Here is an 18,492-nt window from a genome sequence, read left to right on the forward strand (position 1 = left end):
TTAAGCGTTGGGATCCAGTGGGAAATCCAGTTCTATTGTTGTACCTATATTATGTTGAGAGTGAATATTTATTTTTCCTTTTAAGAATGAAAGCCGGGTTTCTACATTATGCATACCTGCAGATTTTTTTCCGTTTAGTTGTTGCGGATCAAATCCTTTTCCATCATCTTCAACAGTAATGTGTAGCCTGTTGTCATTTTCGGATAGTTGCACGATAATCTGACTTGCTTCTGCATGTTTAATGGCATTATTGACCAGCTCCTGAATAATTCTGTACACCAGTATCTGCCGCTCCTGATTAAGTTGAGTAGTACAATTTACAAACACTGCTGAAACCTCCAGTTTTTCACCAGACATTCGCTCCGTATATTCTGTGATTGTTTCCTGCAGACCGTATTTTATCAGCAATTCAGGCATAAGATTATGCGCTACCCTTCTTAGCTCCTGTACTGCAATATCGATCTGATCCAGAGAGGAGTTGATCGCTGTTTTGAGTTCAGGTTTTTCAGCTTTTTCACTGGCACGGGAGAGTCCTATTTTTGTTCCGGACAACAGCCCTCCCAGTCCGTCGTGCAGATCTCTTGCTAATCTGGATCTTTCAGCTTCCTGGCCTTCCAGCATGGCTGTCAGATTGGATATTTTACTGTTTTGTTTTTCTCTGGCCAATTCCAGCAAATGCATATTTTCATTTTGTTTGAGTGTTTTTGAACGCTGTCTGTAGGCATATAACAAGAGTAGTGCGCTAATGAAAAATGCGCAGACCAACAGGAAATAAAACGTATTGATGCGGGTTTTATAGTCAAGTTGCTGTTTAGAAGAAAAAAGCTCATTAGCCCGCTGTTGCGTCTCAAGACGGGAAAGCCGGAGTTCCTGTCCTCTTTTTTCAGCTTCCAGTTGTACGACCTCCAGTTGCTGCCTTTGGTTTTCCTCATTCAGCTTCATGTTTTCCAGTTGTTGCATTTGCTGTCCGGACAGGGCGTGCATAAGGGATAATTGCTGCTCTTTTTTGTCCGCCTGTAACTGCATCTGAATAAGTAATTGCTTCTGTCTTTCTTTTTCAAACTGCGCTTCCAGGCGACGGCCCTGTTCCATTTTTTCAGTATTGTATACGGCTTCAAAAGCTGCAATGTATTGCTTGTAATAGTGTATAGCCTGTTTGTAATCTCCTTCTTCTTCGTAGAGTTCGGTCAGCTTTTGAAAAAGACTCATAGCCACACCCTGGTCGATGAAATTCTCCTTCATTAATGCAGCTAACGATGCCAGAAGGTAATCTTTAGCCTCGTCACGTTTATTGGCCTGCAGGCTGAATTCCGAAAGGATTCCGTAGGCTGCTGCGACATGTGTGTACTGCTGCGTTTCCTTCCCTTTTTCCAGGGCCATTTTTGCATAATTCAGGGATTTTTCTTTATAGGAGTCCGGGTAAAATTCCATATACAGGTTGGCCAGATTTATAGCTGCAAAGGACAGATCTGAAGGGATCGCCATTTTATTTTTTTGCTGTTGATAGGTGTTAATGGCAGCGAGGTAGTATTCTTCAGCAGCTTTTAATGCTTTCTGATCTGTACGATTTTCCTTATGCTGTTGCTCATACATATATCCCATCAGCATATACGCATCAAAGATACTCATGGGATCTTGTCTTATTTTGGCCACCTCAAGCGTTTTTTCAGCATACTGTTTTTGCAGATCATAGGCTTTCCAATTGGAGTAGATGGTACACAGTTCTTTATATATAGCTGTTTTTCTGTTTAGGACCAACTCTGTATCAGGTGCTTTGTCAAGCAGCGTTAATGCATTCTGAAAACTCTTTACAGCTAAAGCCTCCTGCTCGTCCCGCACTTGCAACCAGCCTTCACAGTATATCACGTAGCCTTTTGTAATGATATCGCTGGTCTCATTGGCATAGTGTTTTGCTTTTTTAATATATTGATCTGAAGCTGTTTTATTGTTTAAGATCCGGCTGTTCATTGCCGCTATGCTATTCAGATATGCCGCATACTGACCGTCTTTCTTCTTTTCAGCCACCCGGATGTTTTTTTCCAATAAACGGAAAGCTTCTTCCTGACGATTATTGAAGAAAAGTGTCTGCGCATATTTTCCTGCCAGCATAAGTTGTTCGGTACTTTCGGGAACAGCCTTTTTGTAACGGATTTCAGCTTCTTCTATGGCAGATTGTGCATTACATATGTGGGATACAAATAGTAAGAATATACATAATATACTACTGACAAGATAAATAGAAATCGATTTGTTCATTACGCAACTGTCTTGACTGTCTGTTGAAACGGTTAAAATATAAAAATGACGTGATTTTCGGGTAAAGAAATCTTAAAAATAAGAAAATACCCAACATTTGCTTTGGAAGACAGGTGTCTTATTTGAACAGACCGAAATTATCTGCTATTGCCTGAGCCGCAAATACAACAAATGGCTTTTCTTGTTGTAAAAATGCTGCGATTCTATTTTTTGTCCATCTTAGATTGTTTGATTCTCTTTTTAGATTTGGTTTCCTTAGGAGTTGGATCAGAGATACGAAGTGAATCTGAATAGTTAACAATTTTAAACGGATTGAAACTGTACTTTTTCAGATTAGACGGAGATATTTCCGGGAGCAGCAAATTATTCTGTACTATATTTAATGAACCATCCTCATGCAGAGGGTAAACTCCCTGTACTACTGAAATAGTACCACTGTTCATATTGATAATATGACTGCCATGTATTGCAGAAATTGTTCCGTTTGAATTTACAATATGATTTCCATGTTTTACAGAGATGCTTCCATCTGAACTAATGATATGGTCGCCATGGATGGCAGAAACGGTTCCGTTTGAATTTATAATATGACTTCCGCTTACAACAGAATGTGTTCCGTCAGGATTGACTACGACCTGTGCAGACACTGTAGCTAAGCATGTAAGTAATAATCCGGTGAAAATGAGCTTTTTCATAAGAACAGACTTTGATATAAATATAACATATTTTTCTGAGTTTCTGTTTTTCAGCTCCTTGTGTGATTTACTTTTTTGCAAAATATGTGCTGTATTTCATTTCTCTTTTGTTAAAATTGTATTTTTCATTTACCATATTATATAGCATGAGCGATACCCTAATATTACGTCCGGCCGGAATAGCAGATACAGATAGAATCTGGACCATTTTACAACAGGCTATTGAATTGAGAAAGCAGGACGGAAGCCGTCAATGGCAGGATGGATATCCTAATCCCGATACGATCCGGCAGGATATTGAATCCGGATATGGGCACGTTTTACTGCAGGATAATACTATTATCGGTTACGTTGCCGTTATCTTTGACGGTGAACCTGCTTATGACTCATTGGAAGGTAAATGGCTGAGTGAGAAGGAATATGCTGTCGTTCACCGTTTGGCGGTAGCGCAGGATATCAAGACCAAAGGTACTGCAACATTTATAATGCAGCAGGTCGAAAGTATTGCCACTGGCCGTAAAGTATATAGCATCAAGGTCGATACGAATTACGACAATCTGGCTATGCTGCGTATTTTTGAAAAGCTTGGCTACAGTTATTGCGGTGAAGTATATTTTAGAGGAAGTGCCCGAAAAGCATTTGAGAAATTGCTGCCGGTAAATTAGAGCGTGATTGAAATTTAGATAGTCATTAATTTTGAATATGAAGAATATCAGGATATTATTGTTTGCCATGTTGGTCTGCAGCGTGCAGCTGGGATTTGGGTAGGGTAAGTCTGAGAACGAAAAGGAAACATATGAGAAACCCTATCATCCGGAGGCGGATGCTCAGAAAGACATAGATGCTTTAGTTGTAAAAGCACAAAAGGAAGATAAGACCATTATCATTCAGGCCGGTGGTAACTGGTGTATCTGGTGCCTGCGCTTTAATACCTACATTCATGAAACCCCGGAGATCAAAGAATTGCTGGATAAGAATGTATTGTATTATCACCTTAATTATTCCCAGGAGAATAAAAATGAAGCTGTATTTCAGAAATATGCTCCTGAAGGCGGTAAATTAGGCTATCCTTTTTTCATTGTGATGAATAAGGATGGCAATGTGTTGAATGTACATGACAGCGGAAGTCTGGAAGCCGGAAAAGGGTATGATAAAGAAAAAGTCCTGACTTTTTTCCGGAAATCAATTAGCCGGTAATCCGGTTGCTGTTACTTTTTAGTACCCGGCCTTTTTTTCATTATTGCGAGATAGCTTGAACTAAAGGCTGCGGCACTTTTGTAGCCCACCATATGTGCGATCTGCTTGAGGGTATATTTTCCGGAATCACTCCATTCTATACTTTTAATGATTCGAATCAGCTGAATATATTTCTGTACGGTAATCCCTGTTTCCTGTTTAAAAATTCTTTCTAAAGTACGTACAGACAGATGAGCGATCTCGCTCAATTGCAGAATCTGTACCTGTTCATGGAAGTGCATATTGATATACGCACATACAGGCAGTAAACGTGTGTCTGAAGGTATTGGAATCTGAAGACTATCAGCTTCTTTGCAAAAGTAAGGGAGACTGGTGAGCAGTGCATTTAAGAAAGCTTCTTCCTCCTGGTCGGGAGCTGTTTGCTGACTCCACTTTTGTGCATATAAAAGCATTTCCTTCAGAATAACTGGAGCTGCAAACACATGAATATTTTTGTAAAATGCTTCGGTCTGCTTTTCATGGTACAATACTGTCATTAAATTCACAGTCTGTGCTTCAGACGTGGTACGATGACTGATGGAAGAAGGAATCCACATTACATGATTCTGCGGTAACAGATAGATATTCTTTTCCAGATGAACATATTGATATCCCTCTTCGACATAAAGCAGTTGGGCTCGGCTGTGAATATGTTCATAATCATCATGTTTCCAATCTTTTTCATACCAGACATATGCCTGCTTGCTGATCGTGTCAGACAATTCGCCTTGTTTTTGCTCCAATAAGCCACATTTTATGTCGTTTTGCATGTCTTTTTTGGCAAAATTAATAAAAACGTCTGCTTTATCTTTGCATCATATTTTTTTTTACAAACAGATTAAAGAACAAATTGTATTAATATGAGAATAGCAAGAATAGTTTTCTTAATGATATGGGCTATGATTATGACTAATGGTATAGAAGCACAACAGGACAAGACGAAAGTTTTGGTGTTATTCTACTCCGATAACGGAGGGACGTATGATTTGGCTAAAGAAGTCGCTAAAGGTATAGAAAAGAACGGTCAGGCGATTGCCATAATCAAACAGACAGCTGTTTCTGCTCACCCGTTATTAAAGGATATTCCGGTAGCATCTGCAGATGAACTGTCCGCCTATGATGGTATTGCCTTCGGCTCACCGGTTTATTTTGGTAATATCAGTACAGGTATGAGTGCATTTCTGTCAAATACGGTAGACATCTGGCAACGTCATGCCCTCGAAGGTATTCCTGCGACCGTTTTTATGTCTGCAGGAAGCGGTGCCGGGAGAGAGCTCGCTATTCAGGGGTTCTGGAATAGTCTGGCTGTGCATGGGATGATTATTGTACCCAGCGGTATCCGGGGGTATGAACATATCGATAAAACTACTTCTCAGGGAAATACGGTGCTGGGTACGACTAGTCTGGCTTCTCTGAAGAATGTGGCAAGACCCAGTGAAAGTGAACGTTATCTGGCTCAGTTGCAGGGAGAGGCTCTTGCAAAGGTCGCATCTGCAATGAAAGGAACATTTGTGAAGGCAGAAAAAACATTGCCGGAAGCTAAAGCCGACCATAAAAATATGTTGAAAGATCTGGGGATTGTCTTACCTGAGGTACCTGCTCCGGCGGGCAATTATCAGCCTTTCGTAAGATCAGGAAATCTGATATTTATTAATCAGGTTGCTTTACAGTATGGAAAGATCGTAAATCCGGGCAAAATAGGTGCAGATATAAATGAAAATCAGGCCAGGCAGGCCACAGAAGTGACTATGTTAAATGTATTGGCCGTATTGAATAAGGCTGTTGATGGTGATCTGAACAAAGTAGTCCGTTGTGTGCAATTGACTGGTATTTTTAATACAAAAGAGGGGTATGGCAAGCATGCAGATCTGATGAATGTAGCTTCAGATCTTACCGTCAAAGTATTTGGAGAAAGAGGAAAACATGCCAGAGGTACATTGGGGGCATCGTCTTTACCGGTCAATTCTGCTGTGGAAATACAGGCGATATTTGAAGTTGAGTAAATTCCTGTTATACGGTTTAAAAAGTTAAGATTTCTGTATTCTGCTCAGATCCTGTAAGGTCTGAGCAATACGATCTATTTTCTCCGCTTCTTTTTTAGCAGAACAGATTCTGGTAATAATGGATTTTATCTCTTTTTCTGGAAGATCCATAAAGCATTTGTATAGATCAGGTTCATCCATAAGGCAGTCTTTAAGTTCTTCCGGGATTTCTAATCCCGAACTATCCCGAAAGAGTCGGATATGTACCTGATCTCCATCTTTTTTATTTATCTTTTTTCTAATATCAGCTTTAACGGGTAAAAACAGTATACCGTTTCCCATGGCCTGAAGATTGTAGTTTCTGATCTCATAATGATCAATCGTACCCCTAACGCTGACCCAGCCAAATTTAGCATTTCGGTCCTGCGCTATTTCCGGAAGACGTACATAATACCAGCCACCTTTTCCTTCAAATTTTTCTATAGTATATACTTTGTCAACAAGAAGATCAGAATCTCCTTTGTTTGTCTGTTGAATTTTGGTCATTATGCAAATGTAAAGATACTTGTGACAACACTATGTCAACAGTGAAACCGAAGGTAAACAAAAAATGAAGATAACAGGAATGTGGAAAATTGATAGTTAAAATGTTTTGATTAAACTAATATAATTAGTAATATTGCTAATATAATTAGTTTATGTCAGATCGAATAAAACAAAAACTGGAAATACTGGCCGATGCTGCCAAGTATGATGTAAGTTGCAGCTCCAGCGGAAGTAATCGTAAAAATACAAAAAAAGGACTTGGCGATACCGGAGCCGGTATCTGTCATACCTATACCGAAGATGGAAGATGTGTCTCTTTGCTGAAGATATTGCTGACCAATCATTGTATTTTTGATTGTGCGTATTGTGTTTCCCGAAGCAGCAACGATATCGAAAGAGCAGCCTTTACGGTACAGGAGGTTGTGGATCTGACCATCAATTTCTACAGACGTAATTATATAGAAGGGCTTTTCCTGAGTTCCGGTATTTTCAAGAATGCTGATTATACAATGGAACGGCTTACAAAAATTGCAAAAAAGCTAAGACAGGAACACAATTTCAATGGGTATATCCATCTTAAAACAATCCCCGGAGCTTCAGATGAACTTATGTTTGAAGCAGGCTTATATGCAGATCGTCTGAGTATCAATCTGGAAATACCCACAGAGCAGGGGCTCAAACTTCTGGCTCCTGAAAAGAACAGAGCAGATATGGATAAGCCGATGGGCTATCTTAAAGACGAAATCATCCGTACCAAAGAAGAAAAGAAAATCATCCGCGCTACACCCAAATTTGTTCCTGCCGGACAGAGTACGCAGATGATTATTGGCGCATCCGGAGAATCTGACCTGCATATTATGAAGACTGCGGATCATTACTATCAGCAATATAACCTGAAGCGTGTTTATTATTCAGGTTATGTGCCTGTTTCCAATGATAAAAGGCTTCCGGGCCTTGGCTCAGAAGTTCCGATAATGCGGGAAAACAGACTGTATCAGACAGACTGGCTGTTAAGATTTTATGGATTCAAGCGTGAAGACATCCTCAATGAAACACATCCTCATCTGGATCTGGATATAGATCCCAAGCTCGGATGGGCATTGCGGCATATGGAACAGTTTCCTGTGGATATTAACCGAGCGTCGTATGAAATGATTATGCGCGTGCCGGGTATAGGTGTGACATCCGCAAAGAAAATCGTGGCTGCCAGAAGATTTGGTGCCTTACGCCTGGAAAACTTACAGAAAATAGGAGTATCCGTTAATAAAGTTAAATATTTTATAAGCTGTCAGGGATTTGTACCCATTCGTTCGGATAAACCGGCAGAGGTGATCAAACACTATATTCTGACCTCCGGTAAATCCAAATATGAAAAAATGTTCAATCAACAGTTGTCTTTATTTTAAAAAATATGATAATCGTACAATACGATGGAAGCTGGCCTGGATTAATGTCATTAATCTTTGAGGTATACGAATTTAAGATGGAAGTTCACGCTATCTGTAAAAGCAATGAAATAAGCCAGCAGCATTTATTTGGTCAGCAACATATAGTGTATACAGATGGGAATAAGGCTGAGCGGGTACTCAAAGGAATTGCCCTCAAAGCAGGGAAAAGTGTTGTGCAGGAGCTTTACTGTGCTTATCTTTCGGAACAAAATGATATAGAATTACTGATCCTGCGCCTGGTTCAATATTACCTGGGATCAATGGTTAAGGTATTTGCTAATTACGGACATGAAGATGTGCTGAAGCTCAAGCAAATTATCAAGTCTGTATCCCGTGAACGTCATCGGTTTAAAGCCTTTGTACGGTTTAGACAGATGGAGGATGGATTGTATATGGCCAAAATAGAACCTGATTTCAATATTTTACCGCTGATCAGTTCACATTTTAAAAACAGATATGCAGATCAGTTGTGGCTCATCTATGATGTGAAGCGAAATTATGGAATTTACTATGACAAGTCTGAGGTGACGGAAGTTCAGTTTGATCTCATCCCTTCAGATCAGCATGTAATACATAACGCTCATGAGAGTGAAGTTTTATATGACGATTTGTGGAAGCGATATTTTCAGAGTGTAAATATTAAGGAGCGTAAGAATATGAAATTGCATATACAACATGTTCCCAGGCGATATTGGAAATATCTTAATGAAAAATCGGTAGCTTTGGGGTGACGCATTCAGGAACTTCAGTATATCCTTGTTATCTTATGTATGTTGAATAATTTCATTATCCAAAGCCATTTTAAAAGCGTTTGGAATCTATTAAGCAATAACTCTATTATATTTTAATGTGTATTTCCATGATAACATTTGACATTATACCTGCATATGTAAATGCATTTATTTTTGTTTTTCTTGCCGTTCTGCATGTATACTGGGTTGTGGGTGGAGAGTGGGGGATAGCGGGTACGATACCAACAGATAGTAATGGGAGACGAACATTTATACCCAGAAAGGGAGGTACATTAGTCGTCGCTCTGGGGCTTTTTTTGTTTGCTGCGATCAATCTGATGTATGTCGGTCTTCTTCGTGTAGACATCGAACAATCTATATTACGTTATGCCATTATCGGAGTCGGAGCCCTCTTTTTACTAAGGGCTATCGGAGATTTTAGATATGTAGGAATGACCAAGCGGTTTACACGTACTACTTTTGCGGTCAGGGACAAGTGGATTTATATTCCTTTATGTTTAGTGCTGGTGCTGGGACATGTATTGCTGCTGATGTGACAGGTACTCTTTGTTAAATCAAATGGCCCCGTCAGGATCTTGCTGACCGGGCCATTTGATGTATAAGGTATGTGTTGTCAACAAGGTTGCTTTATTTCATTTCCAATAACTGAGAGAATGTTTTTCCGTTCCAGATATAGGTTTCCTGTTTTTTTGTAATTGTCATTTTAGAATCTTCTTCCTCTGATTCATACCCCTCACCCTCTTCAATTAGTTTGTATACCAGATTCGGGGCTTTTTTATGTTCTGAAGGAAAGAGTATTTTCTCTTCATGGTAGAATATTCCTCCGTCACTTACTGTATAGCGATTTGGCATATCAATAAAGTTACTCCCGTTCCAGCCTACATAATAATACTCAGTCGGAATACCACAAGCCTCACCGGCAAATTGAAGTCTTAAAATATTTTTCAATCCCTCCAATCCCATGTTAGGTAAAAGTTTGCTTTGAAAATAGCCTTGATCAAGGTAATCATAGTGAAAATTATATTTACTGATCAGTTGTCCTGCTTTATCCAATAACTTGACATCGCAGCTATAGTACGCAGGAGTTTCATTGCGTTCGGGAACGAATCTGTTAAAACCAAAGATATACTGATTTCCTTCATTATCTACCTCCTGTCCCAATGCCAGTAATCCCAGCCAGATAAATCCTCTTTTTGTTTCGTTATTCTTTTGATAGGATACTTCATGCCAGGGGGCATAAAAACCTTTTATTTTATTGCCATTATAACCAGGGCTCAGGATTTTTACAGCTGTTCCCATAGTCACCGAATCTATCAGTTTGGCCGTCGTATTCGGATAGGACCGTATGTATGCCTGATCTGCTATTACGTATGCAGTAGCACCTTGTTCGAGATTCCATAAATTATACTCGCTGGCTAAAGCATATGCTGCAGGCTCCTGAGCATTACTTTTTAATGAAAAGATTAAAGTAAGTAAGAGTAAAATGTAATTTTTCATGCTGTAAAGTTAGGATTTAGTTTTTAGAATTAAGAAAATATATATTTGGGTTCTGTGTGGAGTCGATATTTCTTATGTTTTTAATTTTAGTGAAAGTTTTCAAGGGTGAGAAAATACGGCAAATAATTCTTAAATCTTATATTTTTGCAGGTAAAGGATTTATAACTATAATATTATGGAAAGTCAACCTATACGTATTGAGCAGGTGGTAGCTCCGCGTACCTGGAATATACGTCAACGTATTCTTTATCCCGACGGATCATTGAGAGATGTACAGATTGATGAAGACTTTGAGGGAACACATTTTGCGGCTTATCATGATAATGAGATTATTGGGGTAATTTCCGTTTTTCGTCATGGCGAATTATTTCAGTTTCGGAAATTTGCGGTGCTGGAAGATTATCAGCAAAAAGGTATAGGCAGTCAGTTGCTGTTGGCTGTTTTTGAATTCTGTCGACGTTTTGATGCTGCAGGTATCTGGTGCAATTCCCGTATTCAGGCAAAGACCTTCTATGAGAAGTTTGGTATGCAGCAGGTTGGGGATCCTTTTGTCAAAGACAATATTCAATTTGTCCGGATGGAGTTGATATTCTGATAGCATTGTCGTGAATATACCTGGGTTTTTGGGAACATGAAACTTTTATTTTCCGAATCCTGATGCATGGTCACAAGCCCGTGCTTTAAGTTCTGTTATAAATGATTTTCATCATATATTGACTATTCTTCTAAACTTCTAAAACATTTTTATAGTAGAAAGGGTTAACTTAGTTATTATCCTATTATTTAAATAAACTATATTAAAAAGTATGGAAAGTACAAAAATATCAACATTCGGTCGCAAACTTCAGTTAGCTTGTATTGGATTGGCCTGTGGATTATCTCTTTTGCCCTCATCGTTGGATGCATGTACACGACTGGTCTACAAAGGGCCGTCCAATACAGTGATAACGGCGCGTTCCATGGACTGGAAAGACGATATCCCTGCTAACCTCTGGATTTTTCCAAGGGGGATGAAGCGAAACGGTGAAATCGGACAATATTCGCTGGAATGGACATCCCGTTACGGTAGTTTGATAACCAGTGCCTTTGATATTGCGACTACCGATGGAATGAATGAGAAGGGATTAGTTGCCAATGTACTGTGGCTGGTAGAATCCGAATATACGCCGTTTGATCCTAAGGATGGCAAGAAAGGATTGGCCATCTCTGCATGGGCGCAGTATATGCTGGACAATTTTGCTACTGTACAGGAAGTCGTTGATGCCATGCGTAAGCATGAATTTGTGGTGGTATCAGATGTGATACCGGGAACGGATAAATTTACTGCATTACATTTATCTGTTTCGGATGCGGGTGGTGATAATGCTATTTTTGAATATATAGCGGGTAAACTGGTCATCCACCATGATCCGTCTTATACCGTTATGACCAATTCTCCGGTCTTTGACCAGCAATTGGCTCTGAGTAATTATTGGTCATCTATTCCTGGTAATATTATGTTGCCCGGAACTAATCGTGCTGCTGATCGTTTTGCGAGAGCTAAATTCTATCTTGGTGCTATTCCGCAGACAGATGATACCCGTGTGGCCGTAGGAAGTGTGATGAGTGTTATCCGCAATTGCTCTGTTCCGTTTGGAATATCTTCCGAACAAGAGCCAAATATATCGTCAACGAGATGGAGATCACTGTCTGATCATAAAAATCTGGTTTATTATTTCGAAACTGTGCTGACTCCAAATACATTTTGGGTAGATATGAAAAAGGTTGACTTTAGTGAGAAAGGTAAAGTGCTGAAACTTTCAGTTGCTCATAATGAAACGTATTCAGGTGAATCTTCCGGCTTATTTAAAGTCTCTGCTCCGTTTAAATTTGCAGGTGCAACTTTTTAGTATAAACGTACATTCTCTTTAAAATAGAGCTAAGAAACTTCTATAAATCTTTGTTTACAGAAGTTTTTTGGCTTTTGAATATTGAGGTATTAAACTGCAAAAAGTGTGGTTTGAAAAAATAATGAACTGAAATAAGGGGGGAATAGGTTTTCCATCACTTGACATGTCTTTATAATAATGATTCGTATATTTATTAGACTACTAGCCAGTTTATGAATGCAAAACCTGACAAGAAAATGAGCGACAAATTAGAAATTGAAATATCAAACGGCGTAAAAGATTTAGACATCCTTAAGGACAGAGATTTATCAGAAATCAGAGACCTGATGCTGATTTTCTTCAAACCGATTTCGCTGAAATTCTTGAAAAGTTTTAAAAACATTGAAAGGCTTACTCTTGCTGGAAGTATAAAAGACTTTTCACCAGTATCCGAATGTTTGGGATTGAAAGAATTGCAAATTTCAGGCGGAAGTCTTGAAAACTTGGACTTTATAAAGAATCTATCCATAAAATCTCTTACTATTGATACATTCAAATCAAAAACAAAAGAGTTTACTATTCCAAATCTAAATTCACTTGAAAGACTTGTCATTACAGAAGTGCCCTGTATTGTAGATCTATCGTTTTTGAGAGAGTTTAAAGGATTACAAAGTTTAATGTTATTTCATCTTAAATCAAAAAATCTTTTTGACCTTTCAAAACTGACAAACTTGAAAGATATATCCTTGATAAGTATGAATTATTTAATCGGTTTGAGCGAATTGAAGAATGCAAGAAGTGTAGAACAATTATGTATTACTAATCAAAGATTTGGAGCTTCTAAACCTAAAATGAATGTAAAATCAGAACTTTTAAAAATTCTTCCAAGTCTGGTGAATCTAAAAAGTGTGACATTGGACGACAAGACGAGTAGTAATTTCATAATGACTTACCGCATTGAGGAAATTAAAAACGTATTAAACACTTAACAAAAGTTTTGATCATGATAAATGGTTGATTTGACCCATGTCGAGCATCTATACAATTCTATTTTCATCATTTCTTATTCCAATACATTACTCAGATAATGGTCATTCTCACGCTGTGGAGTATTGCATTCCTTATTAGGAAACGGTGTGGTTATTTTGGTTTCTGCATTTTGTTTCACTACCCTAAAAGCAGGATTGAAAAACGGGTGATGGCTATAGACCAAATCACCCTTATATGTAAAAGCAATATTTCCTACGGACTGGTCAACTGTTGCAAAAAATCTGGTAATCTGCTTTTTAAGAATAAGCGAAGGTGCCTGTCACTATGCTTAATACTAAAATAAACCACTTCAATGCTTTTGTTTTCAGATGGACTGTATAATCTTGTCTGTATGGAAACGGGATTTGGGTAATACTTGAAGGATGTGTTACATCATTTGTATCAGCATAACCTACTGCAGCAGCAAATAGCGGCGTATATCCATCCTTCGGTAATAGATCTTTATAGGCCTTACGGTTAATGCCCTCCATTGGTGTGGCATCCAGACCCATACTTATGCAGGCACTCAGAAAATAACCTAACGAGAGATAAACCTGATGCTCCATCCATGATTTTACTGCAACATCGCCATTTGATTTCACCAATTGCTCATAAAAGGCAATCCATCCTTCGGGTAAAATAGAAATATTGTTCTTCTCGAAATCTTCAATATTTTCCATGACGCTGAATACAACCAATAGACCGACATCGTTAATCGAATTTTCGTTCATGTAGGATTGAGAGGCCAGTTGTTTTTTCAAAACTTTGTCTGTAACAAAAGTGAATTTCCATGGTTGGCTGTTGATTGAAGATGGGCTTAAGCGTATGATTTCTTTTAATTCCTCAATTTGTGTTGCTGATATTTTTTTTCATTATCATACTTTTTAGTTGCGTATCTACGCTTTGCAAGATCTAGAAAATTCATAATTTTTTAATTTAAGTTATACTATACTTTTTATTTAAATATAAGTGTAATATTTTTCCTTATCAATAGCGGTTAAAGATGGTAGTAACAGATGTGCAGTATAGGTGGTGGTGGTGGTGGTATTTTTTTTGTTAATGTGTTGATAATTAATGTTGTGGGTTCTTTTGATAAGTTGTTGTTATTGTATACTTTATCGAAAAATGTTACACTGAAATGATAAATGTGTGTGAGGTAATTACGGAATGAACACTAAGCCTTCAATTAAAGTAAATACAAGAGGATGGTAATTTCATACTCTGAAAGTTACAGAGGACATTGTAGGTTTTACAGTTTGGTTTAGTGAGGCTAACACTGACGAGGATTCACGATAATCTATTGAAAAATTAAAAACAGAACCAAATCAATTGGCCAAAAATAAGATTTTTATAATCTGGTTCTATATGAGATTCCCAGTGCAAAAAAGTATTTGGGAGCGATATCTGATAACCCAGCTCCAGAAGCGAAATCAATCATAAAATCCGGAGTAATAAGATAAGTAACTCCGCCATCAATACGCGAATCTGCCCTGGCATCTTGAGTATAAAATCCATAAGTTTCTATGTAAGCTCCGAATCGTCTGCTGATCGTACGTCCATAAGCGAGGGTGTAAATGTAAGTGGGGATATTGTTTTCCGTATTCCATTCCATCCCTATATTATATCCTAAAGAGTTGTTTTCTGATATACTGTTTTGAAATGTAAACCGAAACCGGGGTATAATAGTATTGGACTTAGCGTATTCTCCACCTTTAGTATTCAGGATAAAATGACTGATTAGGGAAATTTTTGGTAAGATTCCTTTCTCTTCTGTAAACGAAGTTTTAAAACCCAAAGATAGTGGCCGTACTATTGTGACTCTATTTTCTCGTGCCAGATCAGTTGTCATTCGGAGTTCTGTTTTATCTGTTATTCCATACTTCCAGAGAACCGAAGGAAACTCATATGCGTTTTCCTTTTTTCCGATGTGTTCAATCCGAAATCTGCTTTCAAACTGAAGATATTTTTCAGGTACTGTATACACTGTTTCCGTTTGATCCGGACGATCCAGCTGTATTGGATTTAGGATTTGCGGCTGAAGAAGCAAAGGGTTCGTATTCAGAAAAAAATAAGGCATCGGAGTGTCGTGAAAAATGTAGATGATATCATGATAAATTTTTTAGTTTAAGCTAATTATTTATTAACATAAAGCCAATAATATTGTTAGTTTAAACTAATATTTTGTTTAACAAAAATAAAAAAGCTTTCCATAACTGCATATGGAAAGCTTTTATCACTATTTTTTTGTTAACCTCTTATTTTGGAAGTACAGGATGTTTTTTGAAAGCAGTCAATACTTCTTCAGCCTGTTTCATTAACCATTCATAAAGCTTGGCCCCGTGACTCAGTCTTTTGACGCCCAACTCTCCCAATTCATCAAAGGGAGGAAGATTAGGTGTCAGAAAAACATTAAGTGGCAAGGCTACTTCAGTTGTAAATTGTTGAATATCTGTTTTTGTTTCTATAACCGGTACAAAGATGCCATCTGCTCCGGCCTCCTGATAAATATGTGCACGTTCTATAGATTGTTTTAATGCATCTTGCTGTTTAGTTACATAGGTGTCAGTACGGGCATTGATGTAAATATCTGTTACAGATTTGATCGCTTTTATTTTGTCGGCCAGCAATTGTGCACTTCCAAGACTACGTTTCCCATTTTCAACCTGACCATCTTCCAGGTTGATCCCTGCTACACCGATATCGCTAAGTTGTTTCACATATCTGGCCACAGTCTCCGGATCATCAGCATATCCGGCTTCAAAATCTACGGATACAGGAATCTTTACGGATTTAACAATACGTTGTACAATGAAAAATAACTCTTCGAAGGCTATATTCTCTCCATCTTCATAACCCAGAAGGTTAGCGATAGCATGACTGGAAGATCCTAACGCTGCGAATCCTGCTTTTTCTGCAAGCTGAGCGGAATGTGCATCCCATACATTTCCTAATAGAAGAGGAGTAGACTGTTGATGTAATTGTTTGAATAAGGATTGTGACATAGACTTTTAATGTTGATAATACCTATTAAACGCCCGTAGGGTACTAATTGTTTGGATAAAAAGCGAATGGAGCTTATGAATGTGTAAACTACCGCTATCAAAATCAGACAAAACAAGTGCCCTGTTTTACGATCAAAAACGATCGTACATGCCTAAAAAACCGGTTAGTCCGCCAGTATGAATAAGTAGAATGCGGGATCCCGGCTTAAAATAATCCTTTCGGATGAGGTCGTCTATTGCAAAAAACAGTTTCCCTGTGTAGGTAGGTTCAATCATAATGCCGGTACGTGATACGAATGCACGTATAAAGTCCAGTAGCTCCGGTTTAGTTCTGGCGTAACCACCAAAATGATAATCTGTATGCAGTATTATCCCGGAAGGATCTACAGCAAGGTTTTCCACTTCATTACGAATAAATGCTCCCCCTTTTAAAACCGGTACAGTGTGTAGTGTGGTCTTGAGGTTAGCTTTCTTGAGTCCCATTTGTAATCCGGCTACAGTAGTACCTGTACCTGATGCACAACAGATATGATCATAATCTTGCTGAAGCTCTTCGATAATATGAGCACAGCCTTCTGCGGCTTCTCTGCTGTATCCACCTTCATCAATAAAGAAAGCGTTGTCCGATTGTTCAGCAAAATAGTGCAGGAAAAGTGCTGTTTTATCCTGATATTGATCCCGGCTTACAAAATGGAGTTTCATTCCGTACAGACGACAAAGTGCGAGGACAGGATTATTGACCTCTTCACCTCGTACCATACCATGAGTCCGGAATCCGAATTTAGCTCCTGCACAGGCTGTTGCCAACAGATGATTGGACCATGCACCTCCGAAAGTAACCAGGGTTTGTTTGTTTTGCTGAAGCGCTTTCCGGAGTGGATACTGAAGTTTTCTCCACTTATTTCCCGAGATATAAGGATGAATAAGGTCATCCCGTTTGACATATATCTTTACTTTTTTTTCAATATAGAGAGGGGATACTATTTCTTCTTCGGGACTGTGAAAATCGAATGTCAATTCCATTGTAAAAAATTAAACCTTATCTGTAACGTCAAATGACTGACATATTCGGTTACTTTTACAAAAGTAAGAGGATTTTGTCTTAATTCAGTTATTTTTGTATGATGGCAGAAGATTTAGCATTACAGGAACAGGACGAGCAGGAGTTGTTCGAGCATTTGAGAATTGAAGTAGACAAGGGACAGGCTTTGCTGCGTATCGATAAGTTTTTAATGAACAGGGTCGAGAACGCTTCCCGCAATAAAATTCAGAATGCAATAGATGCAGGATCTGTACTGGTCAATGACAGCGTTATCAAATCCAGCTATAAGGTGAAGCCATTTGATATCATCTCAGTGGTATTACCCGATCCGCCAAGAGATACGGAAGTATATCCGGAAGATATTCCGTTGGATATCATGTTTGAGGATGATGAAGTGATGGTTGTTAATAAAGTTGCGGGCATGGTTGTTCATCCCGGATTTAATAATTATACAGGAACGTTGGTTAATGCATTGACCCATCATTTCAACCAGTTGCCGACTATGCCGGGTAATGCCGGGCGTCCGGGATTGGTGCATCGGATAGATAAGGATACAAGCGGTCTGTTGGTGATCGCCAAATCAGAATGGGCAATGACCTATCTGGCGAAACAGTTTTTTGATCATAGTATTGTACGAAAATATGTGGCTATGGTATGGGGGGATATCGCTGAAGACGGTACAATAACCGGTTATATAGGTCGCAATCTGAAAGACCGCAGAGTGATGACGATGTATGATGACCCGGAGAAAGGGAAATGGTCGGTGACCCATTATCGTGTATTGGAAAGATTGGGGTATGTAACGCTGATCGAGTGTCAGCTGGAAACAGGACGTACCCATCAGATCCGCGCACATATGCAATCCATCGGACATCCTTTATTTAATGATGCTGCCTATGGCGGAGATCGTATTCTGAAAGGTACGGTATTCAATAAGTACAGACAGTTTGTCGAAAATTGTTTTGCTTTATTACCGCGCCAGGCGCTTCACGCACAGGTTCTGGGATTTGAACACCCTAAGTCAAAAGAATTTTTAACATTTGAAACACCATTACCGGAAGATTTCCGTTTAGCATTAGAGAAGTGGCGTGGTTACTCCACGACATTCGGTCAGGAGACCAACTAATTTATATTTAGAA

The 18,492-nt window shown here is 38.7% G+C and carries 19 protein-coding genes; 10 read left to right on the top strand and 9 right to left on the bottom strand.

Translation table 11 applies throughout. The features are described 5' to 3' along the window. Both I6J03_RS14690 and I6J03_RS14695 read right to left on the bottom strand, forming a co-directional pair. Positions 1-2,256, bottom strand: coding sequence for a sensor histidine kinase (locus I6J03_RS14690; protein ID WP_201693769.1), 2,256 nt, complete (start codon positions 2,254-2,256; stop codon positions 1-3). Positions 2,257-2,459: 203 nt separating this feature from the next. Next, the gene (locus I6J03_RS14695) at positions 2,460-2,951 is read right to left on the bottom strand and encodes a hypothetical protein (protein ID WP_157600399.1); all 492 of its coding nucleotides are present in this window, start codon (positions 2,949-2,951) and stop codon (positions 2,460-2,462) included. Positions 2,952-3,097: 146 nt separating this feature from the next. Here I6J03_RS14695 and I6J03_RS14700 point away from each other — a divergent pair, with 146 nt between their 5' ends. Both I6J03_RS14700 and I6J03_RS14705 read left to right on the top strand, forming a co-directional pair. Continuing rightward, positions 3,098-3,616, top strand: a complete 519-nt coding sequence (locus I6J03_RS14700) for a GNAT family N-acetyltransferase (protein ID WP_003005030.1) — start codon at positions 3,098-3,100, stop codon at positions 3,614-3,616. 220 nt (positions 3,617-3,836) lie between these two features. After that, positions 3,837-4,148, top strand: a complete 312-nt coding sequence (locus I6J03_RS14705; RefSeq protein WP_394370162.1) for a hypothetical protein — start codon at positions 3,837-3,839, stop codon at positions 4,146-4,148. A gap of 11 nt (positions 4,149-4,159) precedes the next feature. Here I6J03_RS14705 and I6J03_RS14710 read toward each other — a convergent pair whose 3' ends face one another. Beyond that, positions 4,160-4,957, bottom strand: a complete 798-nt coding sequence (locus tag I6J03_RS14710) for an AraC family transcriptional regulator (protein ID WP_003005026.1) — start codon at positions 4,955-4,957, stop codon at positions 4,160-4,162. 90 nt (positions 4,958-5,047) lie between these two features. On the opposite strand from I6J03_RS14710, the gene I6J03_RS14715 reads away from it, so the two are divergent. Further along, positions 5,048-6,190: an NAD(P)H:quinone oxidoreductase gene (locus tag I6J03_RS14715; RefSeq protein WP_003005024.1), complete on the top strand. Its 1,143-nt coding sequence runs from the start codon at positions 5,048-5,050 to the stop codon at positions 6,188-6,190. A gap of 24 nt (positions 6,191-6,214) precedes the next feature. Here the strand turns inward: I6J03_RS14715 and I6J03_RS14720 are convergent, their stop codons facing one another. After that, entirely contained in the window at positions 6,215-6,715 is a 501-nt protein-coding gene (locus I6J03_RS14720; RefSeq protein WP_003005022.1) for a YdeI/OmpD-associated family protein, read from the bottom strand. 152 nt (positions 6,716-6,867) lie between these two features. On the opposite strand from I6J03_RS14720, the gene I6J03_RS14725 reads away from it, so the two are divergent. From I6J03_RS14725 to I6J03_RS14735, 3 genes are all read left to right on the top strand, one after another. Then, positions 6,868-8,121: a putative DNA modification/repair radical SAM protein gene (locus I6J03_RS14725; RefSeq protein ID WP_003005020.1), complete on the top strand. Its 1,254-nt coding sequence runs from the start codon at positions 6,868-6,870 to the stop codon at positions 8,119-8,121. A gap of 5 nt (positions 8,122-8,126) precedes the next feature. After that, positions 8,127-8,894, top strand: a complete 768-nt coding sequence (locus I6J03_RS14730; protein WP_003005018.1) for a TIGR03915 family putative DNA repair protein — start codon at positions 8,127-8,129, stop codon at positions 8,892-8,894. Between the two features lie 128 nt (positions 8,895-9,022). Next, the gene (locus I6J03_RS14735; protein ID WP_039989644.1) at positions 9,023-9,451 is read left to right on the top strand and encodes a DUF3995 domain-containing protein; all 429 of its coding nucleotides are present in this window, start codon (positions 9,023-9,025) and stop codon (positions 9,449-9,451) included. A 91-nt stretch (positions 9,452-9,542) separates the two neighbouring features. Here the strand turns inward: I6J03_RS14735 and I6J03_RS14740 are convergent, their stop codons facing one another. Beyond that, the gene (locus I6J03_RS14740) at positions 9,543-10,412 is read right to left on the bottom strand and encodes a hypothetical protein (protein WP_003005014.1); all 870 of its coding nucleotides are present in this window, start codon (positions 10,410-10,412) and stop codon (positions 9,543-9,545) included. Positions 10,413-10,587: 175 nt separating this feature from the next. Between I6J03_RS14740 and I6J03_RS14745 the strand changes: the two genes are divergently transcribed. From I6J03_RS14745 to I6J03_RS14755, 3 genes are all read left to right on the top strand, one after another. Beyond that, on the top strand, positions 10,588-11,007 hold the full coding sequence (locus I6J03_RS14745; protein WP_003005012.1) for a GNAT family N-acetyltransferase: 420 nt from the start codon (positions 10,588-10,590) through the stop codon (positions 11,005-11,007). 211 nt (positions 11,008-11,218) lie between these two features. After that, complete coding sequence (locus tag I6J03_RS14750) at positions 11,219-12,301, top strand: linear amide C-N hydrolase (RefSeq protein ID WP_050767770.1); 1,083 nt, start codon at positions 11,219-11,221, stop codon at positions 12,299-12,301. Between the two features lie 212 nt (positions 12,302-12,513). Further along, positions 12,514-13,269: a hypothetical protein gene (locus tag I6J03_RS14755; protein WP_003005009.1), complete on the top strand. Its 756-nt coding sequence runs from the start codon at positions 12,514-12,516 to the stop codon at positions 13,267-13,269. Positions 13,270-13,566: 297 nt separating this feature from the next. Here the strand turns inward: I6J03_RS14755 and I6J03_RS14760 are convergent, their stop codons facing one another. From I6J03_RS14760 to I6J03_RS14775, 4 genes are all read right to left on the bottom strand, one after another. Beyond that, the gene (locus tag I6J03_RS14760; RefSeq protein WP_198137098.1) at positions 13,567-14,172 is read right to left on the bottom strand and encodes a nitroreductase family protein; all 606 of its coding nucleotides are present in this window, start codon (positions 14,170-14,172) and stop codon (positions 13,567-13,569) included. Positions 14,173-14,657: 485 nt separating this feature from the next. Then, positions 14,658-15,386 (bottom strand): transporter, encoded by a 729-nt coding sequence (locus I6J03_RS14765; protein ID WP_003005002.1) that lies wholly within the window; start codon positions 15,384-15,386, stop codon positions 14,658-14,660. A 178-nt stretch (positions 15,387-15,564) separates the two neighbouring features. Further along, complete coding sequence (locus I6J03_RS14770; RefSeq protein ID WP_003004999.1) at positions 15,565-16,311, bottom strand: isocitrate lyase/PEP mutase family protein; 747 nt, start codon at positions 16,309-16,311, stop codon at positions 15,565-15,567. A gap of 132 nt (positions 16,312-16,443) precedes the next feature. Continuing rightward, positions 16,444-17,334: a 1-aminocyclopropane-1-carboxylate deaminase/D-cysteine desulfhydrase gene (locus I6J03_RS14775; RefSeq protein ID WP_003004998.1), complete on the bottom strand. Its 891-nt coding sequence runs from the start codon at positions 17,332-17,334 to the stop codon at positions 16,444-16,446. Positions 17,335-17,432: 98 nt separating this feature from the next. Between I6J03_RS14775 and I6J03_RS14780 the strand changes: the two genes are divergently transcribed. Next, positions 17,433-18,479, top strand: a complete 1,047-nt coding sequence (locus I6J03_RS14780; RefSeq protein WP_003004996.1) for an RluA family pseudouridine synthase — start codon at positions 17,433-17,435, stop codon at positions 18,477-18,479. Positions 18,480-18,492 lie beyond the last annotated feature (13 nt).

Source organism: Sphingobacterium spiritivorum (genome assembly GCF_016724845.1).
GTDB classification, from domain to species: Bacteria; Bacteroidota; Bacteroidia; order Sphingobacteriales; family Sphingobacteriaceae; genus Sphingobacterium; species Sphingobacterium spiritivorum_A.

Coding starts and splice junctions, on each gene's coding strand:
- I6J03_RS14690 (WP_201693769.1), bottom strand. CDS start 2,256: ATGAACAAATCGATTTCTATTTATCTTGTCAGTAGTATATTATGTATA.
- I6J03_RS14695 (WP_157600399.1), bottom strand. CDS start 2,951: ATGAAAAAGCTCATTTTCACCGGATTATTACTTACATGCTTAGCTACA.
- I6J03_RS14700 (WP_003005030.1), top strand. CDS start 3,098: ATGAGCGATACCCTAATATTACGTCCGGCCGGAATAGCAGATACAGAT.
- I6J03_RS14710 (WP_003005026.1), bottom strand. CDS start 4,957: ATGCAAAACGACATAAAATGTGGCTTATTGGAGCAAAAACAAGGCGAA.
- I6J03_RS14715 (WP_003005024.1), top strand. CDS start 5,048: ATGAGAATAGCAAGAATAGTTTTCTTAATGATATGGGCTATGATTATG.
- I6J03_RS14720 (WP_003005022.1), bottom strand. CDS start 6,715: ATGACCAAAATTCAACAGACAAACAAAGGAGATTCTGATCTTCTTGTT.
- I6J03_RS14725 (WP_003005020.1), top strand. CDS start 6,868: ATGTCAGATCGAATAAAACAAAAACTGGAAATACTGGCCGATGCTGCC.
- I6J03_RS14730 (WP_003005018.1), top strand. CDS start 8,127: ATGATAATCGTACAATACGATGGAAGCTGGCCTGGATTAATGTCATTA.
- I6J03_RS14735 (WP_039989644.1), top strand. CDS start 9,023: ATGATAACATTTGACATTATACCTGCATATGTAAATGCATTTATTTTT.
- I6J03_RS14740 (WP_003005014.1), bottom strand. CDS start 10,412: ATGAAAAATTACATTTTACTCTTACTTACTTTAATCTTTTCATTAAAA.
- I6J03_RS14745 (WP_003005012.1), top strand. CDS start 10,588: ATGGAAAGTCAACCTATACGTATTGAGCAGGTGGTAGCTCCGCGTACC.
- I6J03_RS14750 (WP_050767770.1), top strand. CDS start 11,219: ATGGAAAGTACAAAAATATCAACATTCGGTCGCAAACTTCAGTTAGCT.
- I6J03_RS14755 (WP_003005009.1), top strand. CDS start 12,514: ATGAATGCAAAACCTGACAAGAAAATGAGCGACAAATTAGAAATTGAA.
- I6J03_RS14765 (WP_003005002.1), bottom strand. CDS start 15,386: ATGCCTTATTTTTTTCTGAATACGAACCCTTTGCTTCTTCAGCCGCAA.
- I6J03_RS14770 (WP_003004999.1), bottom strand. CDS start 16,311: ATGTCACAATCCTTATTCAAACAATTACATCAACAGTCTACTCCTCTT.
- I6J03_RS14775 (WP_003004998.1), bottom strand. CDS start 17,334: ATGGAATTGACATTCGATTTTCACAGTCCCGAAGAAGAAATAGTATCC.
- I6J03_RS14780 (WP_003004996.1), top strand. CDS start 17,433: ATGATGGCAGAAGATTTAGCATTACAGGAACAGGACGAGCAGGAGTTG.